21 protein-coding genes are annotated in these 21398 nt (G+C 66.2%); 8 read left to right on the plus strand and 13 right to left on the minus strand.

Annotated elements, in window-relative coordinates:
- Window positions 1-21 precede the first annotated feature (21 nt).
- Window positions 22-1782, plus strand: a complete 1761-nt coding sequence (locus ACWEO2_RS00750) for an ABC transporter ATP-binding protein (protein WP_452403413.1) — start codon at window positions 22-24, stop codon at window positions 1780-1782.
- Between the two features lie 43 nt (window positions 1783-1825).
- Here the strand turns inward: ACWEO2_RS00750 and ACWEO2_RS00755 are convergent, their stop codons facing one another.
- Window positions 1826-2242 carry a winged helix-turn-helix transcriptional regulator gene (locus ACWEO2_RS00755; protein WP_452403414.1) on the minus strand — a complete coding sequence of 139 codons (417 nt, stop codon included), beginning with the start codon at window positions 2240-2242 and terminating at the stop codon, window positions 1826-1828.
- 67 nt (window positions 2243-2309) lie between these two features.
- Between ACWEO2_RS00755 and ACWEO2_RS00760 the strand changes: the two genes are divergently transcribed.
- Complete coding sequence (locus tag ACWEO2_RS00760; RefSeq protein ID WP_452403415.1) at window positions 2310-3218, plus strand: NADP-dependent oxidoreductase; 909 nt, start codon at window positions 2310-2312, stop codon at window positions 3216-3218.
- On the opposite strand, the gene ACWEO2_RS00765 is transcribed toward ACWEO2_RS00760, so the two are convergent.
- The 3 genes from ACWEO2_RS00765 to ACWEO2_RS00775 all read right to left on the minus strand — a co-directional run bounded on the left by ACWEO2_RS00765 (window position 3219) and on the right by ACWEO2_RS00775 (window position 6820).
- Window positions 3219-4172: a hypothetical protein gene (locus ACWEO2_RS00765; protein WP_452403416.1), complete on the minus strand. Its 954-nt coding sequence runs from the start codon at window positions 4170-4172 to the stop codon at window positions 3219-3221.
- 1083 nt (window positions 4173-5255) lie between these two features.
- Window positions 5256-6008, minus strand: coding sequence for a L,D-transpeptidase (locus ACWEO2_RS00770; protein ID WP_452403417.1), 753 nt, complete (start codon window positions 6006-6008; stop codon window positions 5256-5258).
- Window positions 6009-6187: 179 nt separating this feature from the next.
- The gene (locus tag ACWEO2_RS00775; RefSeq protein WP_452403418.1) at window positions 6188-6820 is read right to left on the minus strand and encodes a cyclodeaminase/cyclohydrolase family protein; all 633 of its coding nucleotides are present in this window, start codon (window positions 6818-6820) and stop codon (window positions 6188-6190) included.
- 116 nt (window positions 6821-6936) lie between these two features.
- Between ACWEO2_RS00775 and ACWEO2_RS00780 the strand changes: the two genes are divergently transcribed.
- A complete protein-coding gene (locus ACWEO2_RS00780; RefSeq protein ID WP_452403419.1) occupies window positions 6937-7974 on the plus strand; it encodes an LLM class F420-dependent oxidoreductase in 1038 nt (345 codons plus the stop codon).
- A 101-nt stretch (window positions 7975-8075) separates the two neighbouring features.
- Here the strand turns inward: ACWEO2_RS00780 and ACWEO2_RS00785 are convergent, their stop codons facing one another.
- From ACWEO2_RS00785 to mftR, 7 genes are all read right to left on the minus strand, one after another.
- Window positions 8076-8468, minus strand: a complete 393-nt coding sequence (locus ACWEO2_RS00785) for an STAS domain-containing protein (RefSeq protein ID WP_452403420.1) — start codon at window positions 8466-8468, stop codon at window positions 8076-8078.
- Between the two features lie 25 nt (window positions 8469-8493).
- On the minus strand, window positions 8494-10836 hold the full coding sequence (locus ACWEO2_RS00790) for a SpoIIE family protein phosphatase (RefSeq protein WP_452403421.1): 2343 nt from the start codon (window positions 10834-10836) through the stop codon (window positions 8494-8496).
- Between the two features lie 67 nt (window positions 10837-10903).
- Window positions 10904-11560 (minus strand): SpoIIE family protein phosphatase, encoded by a 657-nt coding sequence (locus tag ACWEO2_RS00795; RefSeq protein WP_354961241.1) that lies wholly within the window; start codon window positions 11558-11560, stop codon window positions 10904-10906.
- Window positions 11553-11978 (minus strand): ATP-binding protein, encoded by a 426-nt coding sequence (locus tag ACWEO2_RS00800; protein ID WP_354961242.1) that lies wholly within the window; start codon window positions 11976-11978, stop codon window positions 11553-11555. The genes ACWEO2_RS00795 and ACWEO2_RS00800 overlap by 8 nt, the downstream gene beginning before the upstream one ends.
- Entirely contained in the window at window positions 11956-12345 is a 390-nt protein-coding gene (locus tag ACWEO2_RS00805) for an STAS domain-containing protein (RefSeq protein WP_159930623.1), read from the minus strand. The genes ACWEO2_RS00800 and ACWEO2_RS00805 overlap by 23 nt, the downstream gene beginning before the upstream one ends.
- An 11-nt stretch (window positions 12346-12356) precedes the next feature.
- Window positions 12357-13265: an STAS domain-containing protein gene (locus ACWEO2_RS00810; protein WP_355178859.1), complete on the minus strand. Its 909-nt coding sequence runs from the start codon at window positions 13263-13265 to the stop codon at window positions 12357-12359.
- Window positions 13266-13373: 108 nt separating this feature from the next.
- Window positions 13374-13991, minus strand: a complete 618-nt coding sequence (mftR, locus tag ACWEO2_RS00815; protein WP_452403422.1) for a mycofactocin system transcriptional regulator — start codon at window positions 13989-13991, stop codon at window positions 13374-13376.
- A gap of 39 nt (window positions 13992-14030) precedes the next feature.
- On the opposite strand from mftR, the gene mftE reads away from it, so the two are divergent.
- Window positions 14031-14759 (plus strand): mycofactocin biosynthesis peptidyl-dipeptidase MftE, encoded by a 729-nt coding sequence (gene mftE, locus ACWEO2_RS00820; protein WP_452403423.1) that lies wholly within the window; start codon window positions 14031-14033, stop codon window positions 14757-14759.
- Complete coding sequence (gene mftD, locus ACWEO2_RS00825; RefSeq protein ID WP_452403424.1) at window positions 14756-15949, plus strand: pre-mycofactocin synthase MftD; 1194 nt, start codon at window positions 14756-14758, stop codon at window positions 15947-15949. The genes mftE and mftD overlap by 4 nt, the downstream gene beginning before the upstream one ends.
- A 12-nt stretch (window positions 15950-15961) precedes the next feature.
- Here mftD and ACWEO2_RS00830 read toward each other — a convergent pair whose 3' ends face one another.
- Entirely contained in the window at window positions 15962-16432 is a 471-nt protein-coding gene (locus ACWEO2_RS00830) for a MarR family winged helix-turn-helix transcriptional regulator (protein ID WP_355178867.1), read from the minus strand.
- Between the two features lie 232 nt (window positions 16433-16664).
- Here ACWEO2_RS00830 and ACWEO2_RS00835 point away from each other — a divergent pair, with 232 nt between their 5' ends.
- The 3 genes from ACWEO2_RS00835 to ACWEO2_RS00845 all read left to right on the plus strand — a co-directional run bounded on the left by ACWEO2_RS00835 (window position 16665) and on the right by ACWEO2_RS00845 (window position 20033).
- Window positions 16665-18341, plus strand: a complete 1677-nt coding sequence (locus ACWEO2_RS00835) for a fumarate hydratase (RefSeq protein ID WP_452403425.1) — start codon at window positions 16665-16667, stop codon at window positions 18339-18341.
- 151 nt (window positions 18342-18492) lie between these two features.
- A complete protein-coding gene (locus ACWEO2_RS00840; protein ID WP_452403426.1) occupies window positions 18493-18897 on the plus strand; it encodes a hypothetical protein in 405 nt (134 codons plus the stop codon).
- A 518-nt stretch (window positions 18898-19415) separates the two neighbouring features.
- Window positions 19416-20033: a M15 family metallopeptidase gene (locus ACWEO2_RS00845; RefSeq protein ID WP_452403427.1), complete on the plus strand. Its 618-nt coding sequence runs from the start codon at window positions 19416-19418 to the stop codon at window positions 20031-20033.
- Window positions 20034-20067: 34 nt separating this feature from the next.
- Here the strand turns inward: ACWEO2_RS00845 and ACWEO2_RS00850 are convergent, their stop codons facing one another.
- Complete coding sequence (locus ACWEO2_RS00850) at window positions 20068-21387, minus strand: MFS transporter (RefSeq protein ID WP_452403428.1); 1320 nt, start codon at window positions 21385-21387, stop codon at window positions 20068-20070.
- Window positions 21388-21398: the final 11 nt, after the last annotated feature.

The following is a 21398-nucleotide window of genomic DNA, read 5'->3' on the forward strand; positions in this document are numbered from 1 at the left end:
TAGCTTCGGAAGGAGGCGCCTGTGCAGCCCCCACATCAACTTCGCCGGATCGTCCGGCTTTTTCGTCCGTATCGAGCGCGCCTGGCGCTGGTCGCCGCGCTCGTCGGTTTGTCGTCCCTGGTCGCGCTGGCATCGCCGTTCATGCTGCGCGGCATCCTCGACGACGCCCTCCCGCACGGCCGCACCGGCCTGTTGACCGTGCTCGCCGCGGGCATGGTCGCGGTCGCCGCCCTGACCGCCGTCTTCGGCGTACTGCAGACCTACATCTCCACCGCGGTCGGCCAAGAGGTCATGCACGATCTGCGCGCCGCGGTCTATGCGCAGTTGCAGCGAATGCCGTTGTCGTTCTTCACGACTACGCGCACTGGCGAGGTGCAGTCGCGGATCGCCAACGATATCGGCGGCATGCAGTCGACGGTCACCTCCACCGCGACCTCGCTGGTCTCCAACTTCACCACGGTGATCGCGTCGGTGATCGCGATGATCGCGTTGGACTGGCGGCTCACCGCGGTATCGCTGATCATGCTGCCGTTCTTCGTCTGGATCAGTCGGCGCGTCGGCGACGAGCGCAGGAAGATCACCGCGCAGCGCCAGCAGAAGTTGGCGGGCATGTCGGCGATTGTTGAGGAATCGCTGTCGGTGAGCGGCATTCTGCTCGGGCGCACGATGGGGCGCTCGCCCGCACTGGTCGACGATTTCGCGAAGGAATCGCGCGGGCTGGTCGACCTGGAGATCCGGTCCGGGATGGCGGGGCGGTGGCGGCAGTCGACGATTCAGATCGTCATGGCTGCCATGCCCGCGGTCGTCTACTGGGCGGCCGGATTGACGGTCGCGGCGGGACATCCGCTGGTATCGATCGGCACGCTGGTGGCGTTCACGACCTTGCAGACGAGTCTGCTGCGGCCGATGGTGCAGTTGCTGTACACCGGTGTGCAGGTGCAGAGTTCGATGGCGCTGTTCGGCAGGATCTTCGAATACCTGGATCTCGAGCCTGATTTCGAGGAGCCGATAAAGCCTGTGCCGGTGCCGAATTCGGGAGTCAAGGGTGAGGTGCGCTTCGATCACGTCGGCTTCGGGTATGGCTCGGGCACCCGGGATGTGCTGCGGGACATCGATATCACCGTGCCCGCCGGGTCCAGTCTGGCCATTGTCGGCGCGACCGGATCGGGTAAGACCACACTCGGATACCTGGTGGCGCGGCTCTACGACGTGACATCGGGGTCGGTACAGATCGACGGAATCGATGTGCGGGACTTGTCCTTTGCCGATCTCGCCGCCGCCGTCGGTGTGGTGTCACAGGAGACCTACCTGTTCCACGCATCGGTCGCGGATAATCTGCGCTTCGCCAAACCCGATGCGACAGATGAGGAGTTATACGCCGCCGCGCGGGCCGCACAGATCCACGATCATATCGCGGGCCTGCCCGACGGCTACGACACGCTGGTCGGTGAGCGCGGATACCGCTTCTCCGGCGGCGAGCAGCAGCGCTTGGCGGTGGCGCGGGTGATCCTGCGCAACCCACCGATTCTGGTGCTCGACGAGGCCACCAGTGCGCTGGACAACCGGACCGAGCAGGAGGTGCAGGCGGCTATCGACGCACTGTCGGAAGGCCGTACCACCATCACCATCGCACACCGGCTCTCCACCATCCGTGACGCCGATCAGATCGTCGTCCTCGACCACGGCCACATCATCGAACGCGGAACCCACCGCGAACTCATGGACGCCGACGGCCGCTACGCCGCCCTCGCCTCCGGCGGCGACCTCCTCCGGGCCGCCTGACTCGACCGGCATCCCTGCTGAGGGGCGTGACGGCTTACCAGGTTCAGACGGGTTCGGGTTCCGCCGCCGCACGCGTGTCGAAATCGTCTCGGGCGGTGAGGATTTCGCCGTGGTGCCGGACCGACCAGACACCCATCGCATGGCTCAGCTCGCCCAGGCTGGCACCGAGCTCGGTGAGCGAATACTCGACACGCGGCGGGACGGTGGGGTAGACGGCGCGGCGGACCAGGCCGTCGCGCTCGAGATTGCGCAGGGTGCGGGTGAGCATCTTCTGGGTGATGCCATCGAGCCGGCGGCGCAGGTCATTGAAGCGCACCGGTCCGCCCGCCATGCGCAGCACACCGAGGACCAGCAGCACCCATTTGTCCGCGAGCACGGTGAGCACCTCGCGCGCCGGACAGTTGGACAGATAGGCCTTGACCAGGTTATCGGAGTCGGACCAGTCGACGATGGTATCCATCGGGTACCTCGGGATCATTGAAGTGCCTTCTTTCCCTTGGATACTAGGTGAACGCAGAATCGTGGGCATGCTGACAATCACGCAACGAACATTCGGTGCTCCCGAGGTCCTGGAAATCGTCGAGGTCGATCGGCCGAATGCCGGGCCGGGTGAGGTGGTGGTGCGGGTCGCCGCGACCGGCATGAATGCGGCGGACTGGAAACTTCGGTCCGGGCTGGTGCGCAAACTCGGAGATCCGCCGTTCACACTGGGTTTCGATGTGTCCGGGATAGTGGCCGAGGTCGGTCCGGGCGTCGAGCAGTTCGGGGTCGGCGACGAGGTCTACGGCATGGTGCTCAGCCGGCACGGTGCCTGTGCGGAATACGTTGTGGCGCAGGCTGATATGCTCGCACCGAAACCGGTGAGCCTGGACCACATCCACGCGGCGGCAGCGCCGACCGCGGTGCTCACGGCCTGGCAGGGACTTGCCGAAGTCGTAGCCGGGCAACGCGTTCTGGTGCATGCGGCGGCAGGCGGTGTCGGGCATTTCGCGGTGCAGATTGCGCGGAACCGCGGCGCGCACGTGATCGGTACGGCCCGGACCGCCAATCACGAGTTCCTTCGCGATCTGGGAGCCGACGAGGTGATCGACTACACGACCACCGATTTCGCGGATGCGGTGCGCGATATCGATGTGGTCTTCGATCTCGTCGGTGGCGAGTACGGGTCACGATCGTTGCCGGTACTCGCGGACGGCGGACGCCTGATCGATGCGCAGGGCAATGATGCCGACGACGATCCGCGATATGAGCGACTGTATGTGACACCGTCCGGCAGCGATCTGCGGGAGCTGTCCGCCTTGTTCGACGACGGGCGGTTGCGGGTCGAGATCGATCAGGTGCTGCCGATGGCCGAGGTGGTCAAGGCACACCACCTGAGTGAATCCGGGCGCGTTCGCGGGAAAATCGTACTGGTGCCGTGGAATTCGCCGGTCTGACTATTTGGCGGCGCTGATCGCGGTAATGAGGGTTTGGCTGCCGATGCGCGCGGTCGTGACGGCCTGAGGCTTGTAGGTGATCGACTTCGAATCCGGTCGATATTCGGTCACCTGCACCAGATACTGGCCGACGAAGGCACCCGGCGTGACGGTGATGCAGTGTGTTGTGCCCACCGGAATCCCGTCGATGCCCTGCTGGATCGTCGCGGCGGGGGAGACGGATGCGTTGGGAGCCACGAACTCTCGGGTCGCCTCGCCGGATCGGGTGACGTAATACGCGTACTGGAAGGCGAAGATGACGGCCGGTCCGGAATCCATCCCGCCCGCCCCATTGCCCTGAATTGTGCTGCCGACCTGTTCGGCCGGACATTGCGCGGTGGGCGCCGGATCGGCAACCGCGACCTGGCTCGGGCTGGACGAGGCCACCGTCGCCGGTTGCGGATTCGGGTCGAGCTGAACGAAGGCCACCACCAATAGCCCGGCGGCGGCAACCGACCCGACGAGTACGGGCAGCCACCGTCGCGTCGACCGATTCCGCCCCGACCGATCGATCATGGCCGCCAGCGCTTCCTCGTGCCGGAAGTAGTCCGGCGCGGCCGGCTTCTCCTCCGGAAGCTCCTCGACCCACTCGGACCAGTTGTCCTGATAGTCGCGCCCCTGCTCGTCGAGTTCCCCGTTGCCAACATGAGTCATGTTCTGCCGCATCGGATCTTGCGCTGAATTGGTGGGATCCGGCAAGGCGAGCGGCGGTAGCCGCGGTGGCGCGCCGTGGTTCGGGCCTTGCTGGATGTGGTGCAATGCGGCGGCATCCGAAGGGATCGGGTTCTGGCGCAGGGGATCTCGCTGAATCGCGGGCTGCCGCATCGGGGCCTGCATGGTGGGCGCGTGTCCCATCGGATCCTGCTCGGCGAACGATCCGTTGCTGGCCTCTGGATGAATAGGGTTCTGCCGCATCGGTGCTCGTCCCCGGCCGTGCGCCGTAGCCGCATGCTGCATCGGATTTTGCGATCCCGGAGCGTGGCGGCTCGGTTCCGGCATGGTCGGCGCATGTGGCCGCGCAGGTGCGGGTGGCTGCGGGTGTTGCGGTGCTGATCCATGCTGGCTCGGGTCCGAAGCGGTGGGGTGCTGCGGAAGTGCCTGACGCATCGAGACCGGGGGGATCGGGGCTCGGTGGGTAGGTGGCTCCTGGATCGGATCCCGTTGAATCGGGCCGGTCTGCCCGGGGCCCCGCGGATTCGGTGTTTGCATACCCGGACCTTGGTGACCGGTTATGCGACGGAACGGGTCCGTTGTCATCGGCGTCGGCGCGTCGGGAACCTGGCGAAGCGGCCCGGAGGGGGTTGCGCTCTGGTCGTTCGGTACCCGGCGCAGCGGTCCGGAGTCGGTGGGTGCCTGCTCGACGGGTACTCGTCGCAGCGGTGCGGAGTTCATCGGTGCCCGCTCGATCGGAACCTGTTGGTGCGGACCGGTATTGGTCGATGATCGATCGGTCCCAATTCGGCGGAACGGGCCTGTGTCGACAGGGGGTCGGTCGATCGGAAGACGGGGTATCGGCCCGGTCTGCTCCGCGTCGATCGGGACGTGGCGGAGCGGATCGGTATGCATCGGGGTCTGGTCGGCGGGGTTCTGGATCGGGCCGCGACGATTCGCTGGAGCCGGGCGCATCGAGCCCGGCCTGATCCGGCTTTCGGGTGCCTGCCCGATTGGGCCAGTGCGGTGCGGGCCCGGATCTTGGTGGTACGGCACCTGATCGGGAGCCGCCGGAACCTGCGGAATCGGCATTCGGCGGTGCGGCATGGGATGGTTCGGATCCTGGTATGCCCTCGGGTCACCGAGCGGTTGTTGCGGCGCAATGCTCGGTTGCGGGCCAGTATTCTCCCGAGAGGTCATATCCGGTCGATCCATAGCCCACCTTCATCAGGTCATACCGTCAAGTGTGTCCCGCAGTTGTATCAACCCCGGCAGGATACTGCCAGGCTTGCTGCGGTCGACGAAAATGAGGGCCGGTGTCGCGCAGGAAAACAGATTGTTTACGGCTCACCAGTGCACGGTCACCGGGTCGCCGACGCCGACGGTTTCGTAGTACCAGGCGGCGTCATCGGGGGCCAGGTTGATGCAGCCGTGGCTGACATTGGCATAGCCCTGCGAGTCCACCGACCACGGTGCGGAGTGTACGAAAACACCACCCCACGTGAGGCGTTCGGCGTACTCGCCATTGATGACGTACCCCTCGGGCGAGCTCAGCGGAATGCCGATGGTGCGCGAGTCGAACACGACCGAACGGAACTTTTCCAGCACTGGGAAGGTGCCGGTCGGCGTCTCCCAGCCGGGCTTACCCATGGAGGCGGGCATCTGTCGGGCCACCGCCCCGCCGATGCTCACGGTAAAGGTGTGCGCCGACATATCGGCGTCACCGACCACGCCCGCATTGGTGCGGAACTCGGTGCGTGCGTTACCGACCTGTACCGTGATCGGAGCCCGAGCGGGCAGGAAACTCGTTGGCGCCCATGTCAGTTCGCGATCGCTCGACCAGGAGAAACGGCCGGGCAGTGTGGCGGTGTTCCGGATCTCGACCGACTGTTCGACCCGTTCGCGGTTGGCGACCGGTGCGGCGAATCGAATCGTCACCGGAGTCGCGATGCCTACTTCCTGGCCTGTCGACGGCGAAATCGCCGATACGGTGTCGACCCCGGGTTTGAGGATGGTGGTGGCGATTGCCGCTCCGGACCCGAACGCGGCCAAGGCCACGACGACGGCCGCGAGGAAGAAATATCTGAGTGCGCTCCGCATGGTTCCACCCCTTCACGCTGGTGTGGGACGCAGAAATCCATTCTAGGACTTCATGATCAACTCGACGTACCGGTTCTGTAACGGCCGTCCAGATCCACAGTTTTCGCTTCTAGGGGCTGCGTACCCGGCGCCGAGTCGGACAAACGACCAGGCGCGAGTACGAACGTTCGGTTGCAGACTCAGCCGCGCACGGCGTGCAATACGTCGGCGTGCAATGCGTCCGCGCGGGCAATGATCTCGTCGATGCGGATCAGCACCGTCGCGAACTTATCGCCTTGTTCGGCGCTCAGCGAGCCGACATTGATTTCGATATTGAGCTGCGAGCTGGTGGCCGCGGCGCGGGCGGCGTCGGCGGCGGCGCCGATATCGGTGACCACATTCGGATTGCCGATCGGCAGCAATTCCGCGGCCAGCGAGAGCACCTCGTCGGCCTCGTCGACGACGGCGGCGGGCACCCGGGCGGCCTCGATCAACGCCGCCGTAATCGCATCGGCCCGCGCGGCGGTCTGCTCCGGGGTGTCCTTCGGCAATTTGTATGCGTTGCCGACGGCGGTGAACGCGGCCGCATCGGCATCGGCCAGTGCCAGTGCGCGCTCGCGGGCCGCGTCGGACGCCGCGATGATGCGGTCGACGATCGGCCGGTGCTCGGCATCCTTGGCCCGGGTGGTGTAGCGCGCGACCATCGCCACCAGTGCGGCGCCCTGTGCGGCGTGCAGTGCGGCGACGGCGCCGCCACCGGGTGCGGGCACCTTCGCGGCCAGATCGGTCAGATACTGCGCGAGGTTGGCCTCAGCAAAGGAGGGCTGCGACACGGCGGGTGGCCTTTCGTTTTCCTGCGACGACAGTGAAGAACTACCGCGATACGCTACCGCCCGCACCGGGGTAGCCGGTGCAGGCCCGGCGCGTAGCTGCGGTTATGTTGAGTGCTATGCGGATCGGATTGAGCATCAACTACTCGGGCGGCTTCAAAGAGGCGGCCGCCGAGGTGGCCGACCTCGAGCAGGCCGGACTCGACATTGTTTTCGTGCCGGAGGCCTACTCGTTCGATGCGGTGAGCGCGCTCGGGTATCTGGCGGCCAAGACCACACGGCTGCAGCTGGCTTCGGGCATTCTGCAGATCTACACCCGCACGCCGAGCCTGACCGCGATGACCGCTGCTGGCCTGGACTTCGTCTCCGATGGCCGGTACGTGCTCGGCCTCGGCGCGTCGGGCCCGCAGGTGATCGAGGGCTTCCACGGCGTGCCCTACGATGCGCCCATCGGACGCACCAGGGAACTGGTGGAGATCTGCCGCAAGGTGTGGCGCCGGGAGCGGCTGGAGTACCAGGGCAAGTACTACCAGATCCCGCTGCCCGCCGACCGGGGCACCGGTCTGGGCAAGCCGCTCAAGCTGATCAATCACCCGGTGCGCGAACGCATTCCGGTGCTGCTCGCTGCGCTCGGCCCGAAGAATGTGGAGCTGGCCGCGGAGATCGCCGAGGGCTGGCAGCCGATCTTCTTCCTGCCGGAGAAGGCCAAGGAGATCTGGGGTGAATCGCTGGATGCCGGTCTGGCCAAACGTGATCCGATCCTCGGCGAGCTGGACGTCTATGCCGGTCCCGCGCTGGCCATCGGCGAGAATGTCACGCCGCTACTGGAATTCGTGAAACCGCATCTGGCGCTCTACATCGGCGGCATGGGCGCCAAGGGCAAGAACTTCTATCACACCCTGGCCACCAAGTACGGCTATGGCGCCGAGGCGGATCGGATCCAGGAGCTGTACCTGGCGGGCAAGAAGGAAGAGGCCGCCAAGGTCGTCCCGGACGATCTGGTGCGCGACATCTCCCTGGTCGGTCCGGCCGGATTCGTGAAGGAACGGCTCGCCGCGTTCCGCGAGGCGGGTGTCACGGTGCTGAATGTGGTGCCGATGGCGGCGACCCCGGCCGAGCGGGTCAAGTTGATCGAGCAATTGCGGGAACTGTGCTGAGCTGAAAACGACCGATCCCGGCCCCGCCGTCGCGGCGGAGGCCGGGATTCCGGTCTATCCAGGGCCGTGATTCCGTCGCGACGACGACATCCGGCCCGCTCTCAACGCAGACTGGCGAGCGCCTCGGCCAGGGTGGTGTGCAGCGCGAACACCTGATCCAAACTCGTCATCTTCAGCTGACGACTGGTAGCCGGACCGTCGGCGACGATCACGATGGTCGTCGCGTCTGCGGCCCGCTGATGCGCTGCGACCAGCGTCGCCATCCCCGCCGAAGCGAGGAAGCTGACCGCGGTCAGGTCGATGATCAGCACCGCTGGTCTGCCATTGAGGATGGCCTCGATGGTGTTCTCCAGCGCTGGTGCGGTCGCCAGATCGACTTCGCCGGACACCGTCAGAACGGTCGCGGCGTCTTGTGCCTCGACCGTGGTGGTCATCGTGTCCGCGAGGGGGTACGCATCTCCGGAGTTGGTGGTCACATCATCACAATCTGCCATGAACCCGCCTTTCGCGCTGCATTCGTCATCCAGAAATCTGGCGGTTCGTGCCGCGAAGGGGGTTCGCCACTGGGGATTTGATCGCGGGCAAGGTTACCGACATGCGGACGCGGGTGCCCAATCCGCTGTGATCTATCTCCAATTCTTCCGTCAGCGCGCGCATCATATCGATGCCGCGCCCGCGCGGACCTGGGTCGGCCGAGCGTGGTTTCCATGTTCCGGTGTCGGTGACCAGAATGACGACCTGTTGGGTATCGCATTCGGCGGTCAGTTCGACGATTCCGGGGTCGGTGGTGGCCGCCGCGGCGGGGCTCGTAGCCCGGCCGAGCAGTTCGGCCGTCGAGCTCATCGCCCGGGTGGCCCGCCCGCTGCCATTGCGGTAGGCGTGTTCGATGCTGTTGCTACACGCCTCGTTGGCCGCGGCGATGAGGTCGGAGGCGAGGTCGTGCGGCACTGCCGCAGCGGCGAGCCAGATCTTGAGCTGCTTGCGCATGGCCGAGAGCTGATCCGGATCGGCCGGAATCTCCAGCCGCAGCGCGGCAGGCGGTTGCCGGTACACGACCATGGCGACGTCATCATCGTAGCCAGCGGCCGGACGTAGTCGCGAGAGCACCGCGTCGGCGACCTCACGCGGCAATTTACCCGCGGTATCTGCGAGTACCGCCGAGATTTTGGCGAAGCTGTCATCGATATCGACGCCACGCTGTTCGACCAGGCCGTCGGTGAACAGCACCAGCGTCGAACCCGGTGTCAGCGCAGTGGTGGCCTCGGGCCGCCGTGGCGTGTCGAAGGTGGCCAGCGGCACCGCCCGGCCGCCCTCGAGCAGTCTGCCGGGCTGGCCGACGTCGGCCAGAATCGGCGGCATATGTCCCGCGCTGCTGTAGCGGACCAGTCCGCGCACCGGGTCGAGCACGGCGGCGCATACGGTCGTGCACATTGCGCCGGGGATCCGGCCGGCGACGGTATCGAGTTCCGCGAGCAGCTGCGCCGGACCGGCGCCACGCAGCAGCAAAGCCCTTGCCGCCGTACGCAATTGGCCCATCACGACGGCAGCCGACAGACCACGTCCGACACAGTCGCCGACCACGACGCCAATGGTGCCGTCGCGCAGCGGAACCACGTCGTACCAGTCGCCGCCGATCTCCAGTGGCGGTAGCGCTGGCTCATAGTGCACCGAGAACCGCGGCGGCAGTTCGATCGGACCGAGCATTGCCCGCTGCAGTGTCAGCGAGGTCGAGCGCGCCTGATCGAAGTTGCGCGCCCGCTGTACCGCCAGGCTGAGATGGCCGATGAGCAGCGAGAACAGCGTCCAGTCCGCGGCGCTGATGGCGCGCGGCGCGGCAAAGCGCAGCCACAGCGCCGCGTCGCCGGTCTCACCGAGCGGGGCGACGATGCCCTCGGAGCTCGCGGTGCTCTCCGGAATCGCGAACAGACTGCGCGCCGGTCTGCGCCGGGCCCGGTCCAGCAGTGCCCGCGCACGGGCATCGAGCACCGTGCCCTCCGGAATGCCCTCGGCACCGGAGATATACACCTCCGGCCCGGTATTTCGGTTGGGCCACACCATGACCACCGCGGTCTCCGCGCCGACGGTGCGTCGCAACTCGTCGAGTCCGACCGCGAGCACCTCCACCACGCTGGTCGCCGCACCGACGGCGGTGGCAAGCCGGGAGGCCGCCTGATCGCGGGCCTGCGCATCGTGTTCGGCGGTGACATCGCGGATGGTGCCAACGAAGATCTGCTCGTACTTCTCCGGTTCGACCATCGCGCTGGTGCTCACCGCGAGCCAGACGGTGCGGCCGTCACGATGTTTGACCGGAATCACGAAACGCTGCGCCTCGGCGCCGAGATCGGGATATCGCGGACCGTCGCGCGTTGTCCAGGGATGCGGCAGCGGGAACGGCAGTTCGGCGGCGCCGTATCCGGTCAGCGCGCCGAAGGCGGAGTTGACCTCGATGATGGTGCCGCGCGCGTCGGCCACGAAGAAGCCGTCCTGCAGCGATTCCACCAGCGCGGTGCGGAAGGCGTCGCGCCCGACGAGATCATTGATGCGCGAACGCTGTTGTTCGGCGCGGCGGGTGCCGTCGATATAGCCGCGGGTGGCGATGTCCAGGGCGGCGAGGGTCTGCAGCAAGAATTCCAGTGCGGTTTCGGCGCGTTTGGCGGTTTCGCTCGCGCCCGCGGTACCCGACTCCGTGGCTTGTACTACGCGATAGTGGTTTTCGGTGAGATCGAGCAGGCTGATGCCCTCGACGAGGGCGCGGCGGCCGAGTTCGTACCCCTCCCCGAGACCGGCCTGCGACGGTGAGTCCAGATGGCGCCGTAGCGCATCCGCGTAGGCGTCGAGAAATGCGGCCAGCGCCGCGCTCATGTCTCCTCCTCGCTCGCGCTCGGCTCCGTCGTGACCGCGGTGACGGCTTTTCGCTCGCTACGCTGGCTCATGTCTGCACCTCGCTCGGCGCCGACGCCGCCAGTACGCCGCCCCGGTGACGTGCCGCGAGCACCAAGGCGTCGTCGGTGTCCTTGGCATGCCTGGCCAGGATTTCGGCGGTGATCTCGGCGGTGGATTTGGACAGATCGATGCCGCTGTCGGCGGATTCGGTGACGATGCCGTCGGTCGACATCAGCAGCAGATCGCCGGGGCGCACCGGAATGGACTGTGCCTGGAGGTTCTGGGGTAGCCGATAGCCGACGATGCCGCCGGTCAGCAAGACCGTCGCGCGCATAGTGAGTCCCGCGGGACCCGTGGTCAGAATCCGGGATTCGACATTGCCGACGCCGAGCCACTGCACCGTATCGGCGGTCCCGAACAGCGCCAAAGACACTGCCGCACCGCGGGTATCGGCCATGGCTCGATGACACAGCACCATCAGGACATCCAGTGGTTCGGCGCGGTTCTCCGAGAGCACCTGCGCTGCGCGATCGGCGGCGTCGGCAGCCGCCGCACCGTGGCCGAGTCCGTCCAGGACGGCGAAGAGCGCCGCACCGCCGCCCGCGTCGAGTACGACGCCGCGATCACCGGAGACCCGCTGGCCGGGTAGGGCGCGACCGGCCACCGCCCATTCGATCCGGCCGATGATCCCGTCCTCATGCACCGTTGGGTACCCACTTCCACATCTCAACCAACGTGCCGCGTCCGGGTGCGGATTCGACGGTGAGACGGTCCATCAGACGGCGCGCGCCGGGCAGGCCGAGTCCGAGACCGCGGCCGGTGGAGTATCCGTCGTCGAGCGCGCGGGCAATATCGCGAATACCGGGTCCCTGGTCCTCGGCCTGGACGACCAGCGCCTGGCGACCTTCTCGGTCATCGACCAGCAAACGTATTTCGCCACTGCCCGCATAACTGGTGATATTGCGGGCGATCTCGGAGATCGCCGTCGAGATCATGGTCACATCTGTCAGAGAAAATCCGAGCTTGGCCGCCAGCTCACGTCCGGCTTGACGCGCGATCACGATGTCACCCGACACCTTGACCGCGATCACCAAGTTCTCAGCGGCCACTGTCACGACCATCTCGCTGGCGGCGGGCCGGGGTTTTGCGGTTCAGCCACGCCAAACCCTCTTCCAAGTCGAGGGCGGTGTGCATGTCCTCGAAGGTGAGGCCCAGTTGCACCATGGCGAACGCTACTTCGGGTTGCAGTCCGACGATGACCGTTTCGGCACCGCGGAGCTGCGTCATGTGCGCGATGGTACGCAGCGATCTCGCGGCGAACGAATCCATCACATCGATCGCCGTGACATCCACGATGATTCCGTGTGCTCGGTATTTGCTGACCTGTTTCATCAGGTCGTCCTGGAGACGTTCGGTATCCGCGTCGGTCAGGGCTGACTGAACCGACGCGATCAAATAGGTGCCTTGTTTGAGTATCGGAACCGGCATAAGTGGTCCGATCAGCGCCCATCGCGCTCGGTGAGCATGCGATCCGTTACCCGGGTCACCTCATAGCCGAGTAGGCGTTCGGCCTCTTCGATACCGCCCTGGAGGTCGCCGACCGCGTTCATCTTGGACAGATCCAGGCCGATGGTCACCAGGGTGAGCGCGATCTCGGAGGACAGGCCGGTGATGATCACATTGGCGCCCATCAGACCGGACGCGTCAACGGTCTGCACCAGATGGTTGGCCACCGTGGAGTCGATCTTCGGCACACCGGTGATATCGATGACGACCACCTTCGCGCGATTGGCGCGAATGGCGCGCAGCAGCTGTTCGGTGAGCTGGCGAGCGCGCTGCGAGTCGAGCACACCGATGATCGGCAGGATGAGCAGCTGCTCACGGACCTGGAGCACCGGGGTGGACAGCTCGCGAATGGCTTCCTGCTGCTGGCGGATGACGCGTTCGCGCTCCTGCACGAACGAGATGGCGACGGTGCTCGCGATGCGGTTCGCGGCGGGCTCATAGGCGTCCAGGACCGCGTTCAGTAAGTCGAAGTCGGCCTGGTACTTCTCGAACAGCGAGCGAGCCAGCACGTCACGCAGGAGCAGCACGATGCCGAGGACCTCGTCGGTGTCGACTCCTCTCGGAATGATGCGTTCGGACAGGTCGCGCGCGTAGGCCTGCAAGGCCTCGACGCTACCGGTCACGAGCACCTCGACGTAGTTGTCGTACATGGAGGTCGCCTCGGAGAAGATCTCCTCCGGGGTCATCGCGGTCAGCAGCTGAGCATCGGTGATCCGCCTGGCCCACTCTTCGCGCAGCGCAGTTCGGTTCTGCCGCAGGTGTTCGACCAGCTGTGGAAGCAGCGTGTCGACGGGTCCTACGGGCAGAGAATCCGCCGAAAGGCTCATGGACACCTCGGACATGGAAATTCCAGCCCCTTTCGACGGGATTGTCGGGATAGTCGTACCTTCGGCTGCGCGCCGATACCGAGCCTAGTCATACCCCATCTCGGTCGCCGGTGAAACCTGCCGTTAGCTCGATGGTAGATCCGAATCCTCGGCCCGCGGCGCGAATCCACGTGCCAGGGCTGCGAGCGCTTCGTCGAGGTAGACGGTGAGGTGGGTGTCGGCGCGGGTGAGCCAGGCATCGAAGGCGGCACGCGCGGCGGCCAGTGTGGTACGGCCGACGGCGAGCGGGAGCAGGCCGTCCTCGGGTTCGCCGAGTCGACGTGCGGCGAAGGCGCTCACCGCGCGCTCCCAGGCGTCGTAATGTGCGCCCGCGGTGGCGGCGAGCGCGGGCACGCTGCCGACCAGCTGCATGCGAACGCGCAGTTCGGGCACGTCCTCGGCGCGATATCGGTTGGCGTTCACCACAACTCGGCGCACCGCGGTCATCATCGGCTCGTCATCGGGCACGGTGGCGAAGGCCGCGCGCAGCGCCGCGACCTCGTCGTCGAACTGGTACCAGAGCACTTCCGCCTTGGACGGGAAGTAGCGGAAGAAGGTGCGCCCGCTGATACCGGCGGCGGTGGCGATCTGGTCGACGGTGGTTTCGTCGAAGCCCTGTTCGGTGAACAGTCGCATGGCGATCAGTTCGAGTTCGCGCTTGGTCGTGCCGCGTGGACGGCCCCGCACCCTGGCATCTGTCACGGTATTGATTATGTCAGTCGCTGACGATAATCTCGCGGCATGTTGGAAAGTGTCGCGGACCACAGTGTGGCCGCGCGGCTGACCTGGCCGGAAGCCGGTGAGCGCGCCGCTGCGGGGGCGATCCTGGCCGTGCCGGTGGGGTCGACCGAACAGCACGGACCACATCTGCCGCTGTCGACCGATACCGATATCGCGGTGGCATTGTGTGCGCGACTGGCTGAACTGCGCCCGGATGTGCTCGTGGCACCGCCGATTCCCTATGGATCCAGCGGTGAACACGCGGGTTTCGCCGGCACGCTGTCGATCGGGCGGACCGCCCTGGAGTTGCTGATCGTGGAGCTGTGCCGTTCGGCCACAGAGACCTTCGACCGCATCGTGCTCGTCAACGGGCACGGCGGCAATCTCGAACCGCTGCGCGCGGCCGCGGCGCTGCTGCGCAGTGAATCCCGTGACGTGCGGGTGTATATGCCGCGCTATCCGGGTGATCCACACGCGGGCCGCGCCGAGACCGCCATGCAATTGGCGCTGCGGCCCGATGTCGTCCGTGCCGAGCTCGCCGTCGCAGGCGATACCCGGCCACTGGCCGAGATACTGCCGCTGCTGCGTGCCGGGGGAGTGCGCGCGGTGAGCGCCAATGGCGTACTGGGCGATCCGAATGGCGCGAGCGCCGCAGAGGGCCATGCCCTGCTGCAGCAACTGACCACTGACCTGAACGAACAGATCCGGCTGTGGTGGCCGGTGGCTTCCCCGAAAGGATCCCTCTCGTGAACCCGTGGTTCGAAACCGTTGCCGAAGCGCAGCGGCGGGCAAAGAAACGACTACCGAAATCGGTGTACGGCGCGCTGATCGCCGGATCCGAGCGCGGCCAGACCATCGAGGAAAATCAGCGGGCCTTCACCGAACTCGGCTTCGCGCCGCACTGCGCGGGTCCGATCGGCGCTCGTGACCAGTCGACAGCCCTGCTGGGACAGCAGCTTTCGATGCCGGTGCTGATCTCGCCCACCGGCGTGCAGGCGGTGCACCCGGACGGTGAGGTGGCCGTGGCGCGTGCGGCCGCGGCGCGCGGCATCGCCATGGGACTCAGTTCCTTCGCGAGCAAGCCCATCGAGGAGGTCATCGCGGCGAATCCGGCGACCTTCTTCCAGCTGTACTGGTGCGGTTCGAAAGATGAGATCCTGCAACGGATGTCGCGCGCCAAGGCGGCGGGCGCGGTCGGTCTGATCCTGACCCTGGACTGGTCCTTCTCACACGGACGCGACTGGGGCAGCCCGGTGATCCCGGAAAAGCTCGACCTGAAGACCATGCTGAGATTCGCACCGCAGACCCTGGCGCGGCCGCGCTGGCTCGCGACTTACGCTCGGTCCGGGCATATTCCGGATCTCACCGCGCCGAATATGGCCGTCGGCGATGGACCGGCACCGGGCTTTTTCGGTGCGTATGGCGAGTGGATGGGCACGCCAGCACCGGATTGGGCCGATGTGGCATGGATCTGCGAGCAGTGGGATGGTCCGGTCATGCTCAAGGGGGTGATGCGGGTCGACGACGCGCAGCGCGCAGTCGACGCCGGTGTCGCGGCGATCTCGGTATCCAATCACGGCGGCAATAATCTCGACGGCACTCCGGCGGCGATCCGGGCCCTGCCCGTGGTGGCCGATGCGGTCGGGTCACAGATCGAGGTGGTGCTCGATGGCGGCATCCGGCGCGGCAGTGATGTGGTGAAGGCGGTGGCGCTGGGGGCACGCGCGGTAATGATCGGGCGGGCCTATCTGTGGGGCCTGGCCGCGAACGGGCAGGCGGGCGTCGAGAATGTGCTCGACATCCTGCGTGGCGGTATTGATTCGGCGCTGTTGGGACTGCGTAAGACCAGTGTCGGCGAGCTCGATCGCGGCGATCTGGTGGTGCCGGACGGGTTCGAACGGGCGCTCGGTGTACCGGCGGGCGCCGTACAGTCGGCTTGACCGGCGGTCGGGCTATTCGGGGGCGGCGGCTCTTCGATGATGGGTGAGCAGCGTGTCGTAGATATCGGCGAGGGCGGCCAATTGCTGGCGGTCCAGTATGTCCACCATATGTCTGCGCACGCTGCGCACATGCGCGGGCGCGGCGGTGCCGAGCACCTCCGCGCCGCGCGGGGTGAGCCGCGCCGCGGTGCGGCGGGCGTCGTCGGGAATCGGTTCCCTGGCGACCAGCGCGCGCTTCTCCATGCGGGTGATCTGATGGGAGAGCCTGCTCTGCGACCATTCGAGTTTGGTGGCCAGATCGGCGAAGGTGAGTCGGTGATCGGGTGCGTCGGCTAGATAGGCGAGCACCGAATATTCGACGTAGGTGAGGTTCGACTCCCGGGATGAGTCGCGCCCGACCGCGGCGGCGATGAGGTCGCGGGTGCGCACATATCCCACCCACGCACGCATTTCGACATCATCGAGCCAGTGGGGATCGGTCACGAGTGCGCTCCAAACTCTGACATATCAGGTGGATTGTCGTGCCGCGTTTGTCGCGCGACAACTGCCAGATCTGAGAGGTAGCACTGCTGGGGTTGAACGTGCAACCTTTTGACGCGATGCATCGAGTGAGGCTTGCCTAAGCAATGGTCGGCCGGTGATCGGCCGATACGCTCGCTGTGCTCGTGACCAGCCTGCGTAGACCGATCCCAGGCCCGCCCGAAGGAGTGCGTCCGTGACCGCGCCGGATTTCCGCTATTCAGATCTGCTGCCGATCGGCGCCGACGACACCCCATACCGGTTGATCACCACCGAGGGCGTCAACACCTTCGAACACAACGGCCGCACCTTCCTGCAGGTCGAGCCCGAGGCGCTGCGCCTGCTCACCGCCGAGGCGATGCACGACATCAGCCACTACCTGCGGCCCGCGCACCTGTCCCAGCTGCGCCGGATCATCGATGATCCCGAGGCCAGTGGCAATGACCGCTTCGTCGCGCTGGACCTGCTCAAGAATGTCAACATCTCCGCGGGCGGCATCCTGCCGATGTGCCAGGACACCGGCACCGCGATCGTCATGGGCAAGAAGTCCGAGGGCGTGCTGACCGGTGTGGACGACGCCGAATGGATCAGCCGCGGTGTATTCGACGCGTATACCAAGCTGAACCTGCGCTACTCGCAGCTCGCGCCGATCACCATGTGGGACGAGAAGAACACCGGCACCAATCTGCCCGCGCAGATCGAGTTGTACTCCACCCCGGGCGATCCCGCGCATCCGTCGTACAAATTCCTCTTCATGGCCAAGGGCGGCGGCTCGGCCAACAAGTCGTTCCTGTACCAGGAAACCAAGGCGGTGCTGAATCCCACGCGCATGCTCGAGTTCCTGGACGAGAAGATCCGTTCGCTCGGCACCGCCGCGTGTCCGCCGTACCACCTCGCGGTCGTCATCGGCGGCACCAGTGCGGAATTCGCGTTGAAGACGGCGAAATACGCTTCGGCACACTACCTGGACACGCTGCCCACCGAGGGTTCGCTGGCGGCACATGCCTTCCGGGATCTGGAGCTGGAAGAAGAGGTCTTCAAGCTCACCCAGTCCTTCGGCATCGGCGCGCAGTTCGGCGGCAAGTACTTCTGCCACGACGTGCGGGTCGTGCGGCTGCCCAGGCACGGCGCGAGCTGCCCGGTCGCGATCGCGGTGTCCTGCTCGGCCGACCGGCAGGCGCTGGCCAAGATCACACCCGAGGGTGTGTTCCTGGAACAGCTCGAGCGCGAGCCCGCACACTACCTGCCGGAGCAGACCGACTCCATCCTCGGCGGCGATGTGGTCGAGGTCGACCTGAACCGGCCGATGTCGGAGATCCGCGCGGAGCTGTCGAAATACCCGGTGAAGACCCGGCTTTCGCTGACCGGCCCGCTGGTGGTGGCCCGCGATATCGCGCACGCCAAGATCAAGGAACGCCTCGACGCGGGTGAGCCGATGCCGGAATACTTGCGCGAGATGGCCGTGTACTACGCGGGCCCGGCCAAGACGCCCGAGGGCTACGCCTCCGGTTCCTTCGGTCCGACCACCGCAGGCCGGATGGACTCCTATGTCGATCAGTTCCAGGCCGCCGGCGGGTCGTTCGTCATGCTGGCCAAGGGGAATCGCTCGGCCCAGGTGACCAAGGCGTGTAAGGAACACGGCGGTTTCTATCTTGGTTCCATCGGCGGACCCGCGGCGCGACTGGCGCTGGATTGCATCAAGTCCGTCGAGGTCCTGGAGTATCCGGAGCTGGGCATGGAGGCGGTCTGGAAGATCGAGGTCGAAGACTTTCCGGCGTTCATCGTCGTGGACGACAAGGGCAACGACTTCTTCGCCGAAACCCAGAAGCCGATTGCGTTGCGCGTGCGGACGCGTTCGGCCGAGCGCGTCTGATCACCGCCGGACTCGACCTCCGGCCCCATCAGGGCATTGGCGCGGACACGGAAATGTCCCCCCGATTGCCGGGTGGCATTGCCCTCGAAGCAAGGCACCCTGGAACTGGGGAACATCGCTGCACTGGTGTCGATGGAGGTCGAGGAGGGCTATGAGTACGTCGTTTCGTATCTCGGAATCGGCCAGCCGTAGGTTGGCCGAACGCGCCGCTCGTGCGGGGACCAGTTCGACCGCACTGCTCAACCGTCTGATCCGAGAGGGTTTCGATCAGCTCGACTATCCCGGAATCGTCTTTCGAGGTCCCATCTCCGACCGCCGGGCGGCGCTGGCCGCCGGCCCGGATGTGTGGGAAGTCGTTGCGCGCCTACAGGAACTCGACGGACCGGTGGAACGCCGGATCGCCGTGTTGAGTCAGCTATCGGATCTGCAGGCGCGCAAGATCGAAATCGCGATCGCCTATGCGCGGGCGCACGGGACGGAGATCGACGAGCGGATTGATCGCAATCGTGAAGCGGCGGAGGGGATTCGCCGCTCGAGGTGGGCGCGTCCCGCCTGAGCTTTGGGAGGGCATTGTGGCCCGGCCCGAACACCCCGTCGAAATCTGCACCCTTTGTCAGGATTCGCACCGTTTGTGCCTGCGGATCCCGACAAAGGGTGCTTTTGTGTTCGGGGGCAGTCGGCTTGCAGGCAAAACTCCTGGGGCCCAAGCGCAGTCGGTCTTCTCGTGGAGTTGTTGGCTGAGAAGGCGGCTGGGTTATCGGTTTCTCGACGGTAGCTGGGAGTTGGTGATTGTGATCCACAACACTGGAATACATTGTGGACAGCGGGATTTCCGCTGCGACAAATCGGGCGTGGCACAGGATGTTTCGGACATTGGTGACTTATTGTGCTGTGCATATGTGGACAGCTATGTGAATGGTGTCTGTTCGGACGCGGTGGTGTCCGCGCATTCGCCGGTGTGTTGCTGCCGATGATCGGCGGTCGGGGTGCTGCTCGCCGGAGCGGGGTTGCCCGCTGTGGGGGAGCCGATGTAGATGCGGGGTGGTTCGCGGCAAGGTCGCTACTATCGCTGGCATGTTGCTGACGCGTCGTGCCCGGCTGGGCATACCTGCCGCCCTGTTTCCGGCGATCGTCGCCGTCGGGCTGGCGATGCCCACCGCGACCGCCGCACCGGTCGAACAGCGCGAGGTGGCCGGTAACGCGAGCGGAACCGAGGGCCTGGAGCCGGCGCTCGCCACGGCGTACACAATGGCGGAGAACCAGGCGCACGCCGAAGGAGTCTCGCTGTACATCAATTCCGGCTACCGCACGCCCGCCGAGCAGCAGGCGCTGTGGGACGACGGAGTGCGAACCTACGGCAGCCCCGACGAGGCGCGCCGTTGGGTGCTGCCGCCCAATGAGTCGCCGCATGTCCAGGGCCGGGCCATCGATGTCGGGCCGCAGGCCGGTGCACAGTGGCTGGAGACGAACGGAAACCGCTGGGGCCTGTGCCGGATCTACCAGAACGAGTGGTGGCACTTCGAACTCGCCACCACACCGGGCGGGATGTGCCCGGCGCTGCGCGCGGATGCGAGTGACGGCGGCGGCCGAGCTCCAGCGCCGTCGTTGCCGAATCCGCCGGTCGTGCCGGTCCTGCCGATTCCGCCATCGATTCCGATTCCGCCGTGGCTCGGCAGTTTGCTCGGGTTGTAGCTCGGCATCGCGAGCGACCCGATCGGGCTGCGGTTCAGCCGACGGGCACCGGCTCCGAGATCTCATCCTGGGTGTGTGATGTGCGAATCGGCAGCGCCCAGCACAGTACGGCCGTGCTGATCGTGCTCAGCGCACAGACGGCGACGATGTAGCAGCTGACCGCCGTGGAGGTCGAGCCAGCGGTCCACAGCGCGGTCGCGATGAGCGGTGCCAGCGCGCCACCGAGGATCACCGAGGTCTGCACGATGAGCGAGGTGCCCGAATAGCGCACCGACGCCGGGAACATCTCGGCGACAATGATTCCGCCGACGCTGTGGCTGATCGGTAGCGTCACCCCCATGCCGAGCAGCGCGAGCAGAACCACGGCCTTGTTTCCGGTGTTCAGCAGCGGGAAGTAGACCGCGCACCACACCGTCAGCGCGGCCGTGCCCGCCAGGAATACCCGACGCGTGGTGCTGCGGTCGGCGAGCGCGCCCCACAGCGGCATGGTCGCGGCCCAGACGAGCGAGGCGATGATGACGCCGAGTAGCAAGAAGTTTCGGCTGAATCCGAGTGCTTTGGTGCCGTAGCTCAGGGTGAATGCCATGAAGATATAGACGACCGCCGAGGTGGCGATCGCGGCGAACAGGATCAGCAACAGTCGAACGGGTCCCACCCGCAGGGCGTCGCGCAGCGGGAAGGCCGCGACCTCGCCGCGCCGGATGAGGGCGGCATGGTCCGCGGATTCGGTGATGCCGAGCCGTACCCAGAGCCCGATAAGGACGAGAATCGCGCTGAGCAGGAATGGAATTCGCCAACCCCAGGACAGGAATGCCGACTCCGGCAGCAGCGCGCTGGTGCCGAGGAAGATCGCATTGGCCAGCACCAGTCCGGCCGGTGTGCCCATCTGCGGAAAGCTGGCGTACCGATTGAGCCGCCCGCGCGGCGCGTGCTCCATCGACAGCACGACCGCACCGGCGCCCTCGCCGCCGAGTCCGACGCCCTGCACCAGTCGCAGCCCGACCAGCAGTGCGGGAGCCCAGAATCCGATGCTGTCGTAGGTGGGGATCGCGCCGATCAGCGTGGTGCTGACACCCATCAGGATCAGCGAGACGACGAGGGTGGTCTTGCGGCCGATCCGATCGCCGTAGTGGCCGAACAGCAGTCCGCCGATCGGTCGCGCCCCGAAGCCGACGGCGAAGGTACTGAATGCCGCCAGTGTCGCGGCGGCGGGGCTCAGCGTCGGGAAGAACTGCTTAGTGAAGATCAGCGCGGATGCCGTGCCGTAGAGCATGAAGTCGTACCACTCGAGGGTGGTGCCGACCAGGGTGGCGATGGCGACCTTGCGGTGGGTCGGGGTGGAGCTCGAAGACACTACTATCCATT

The organism is Nocardia sp. NPDC004278 (assembly GCF_053602975.1).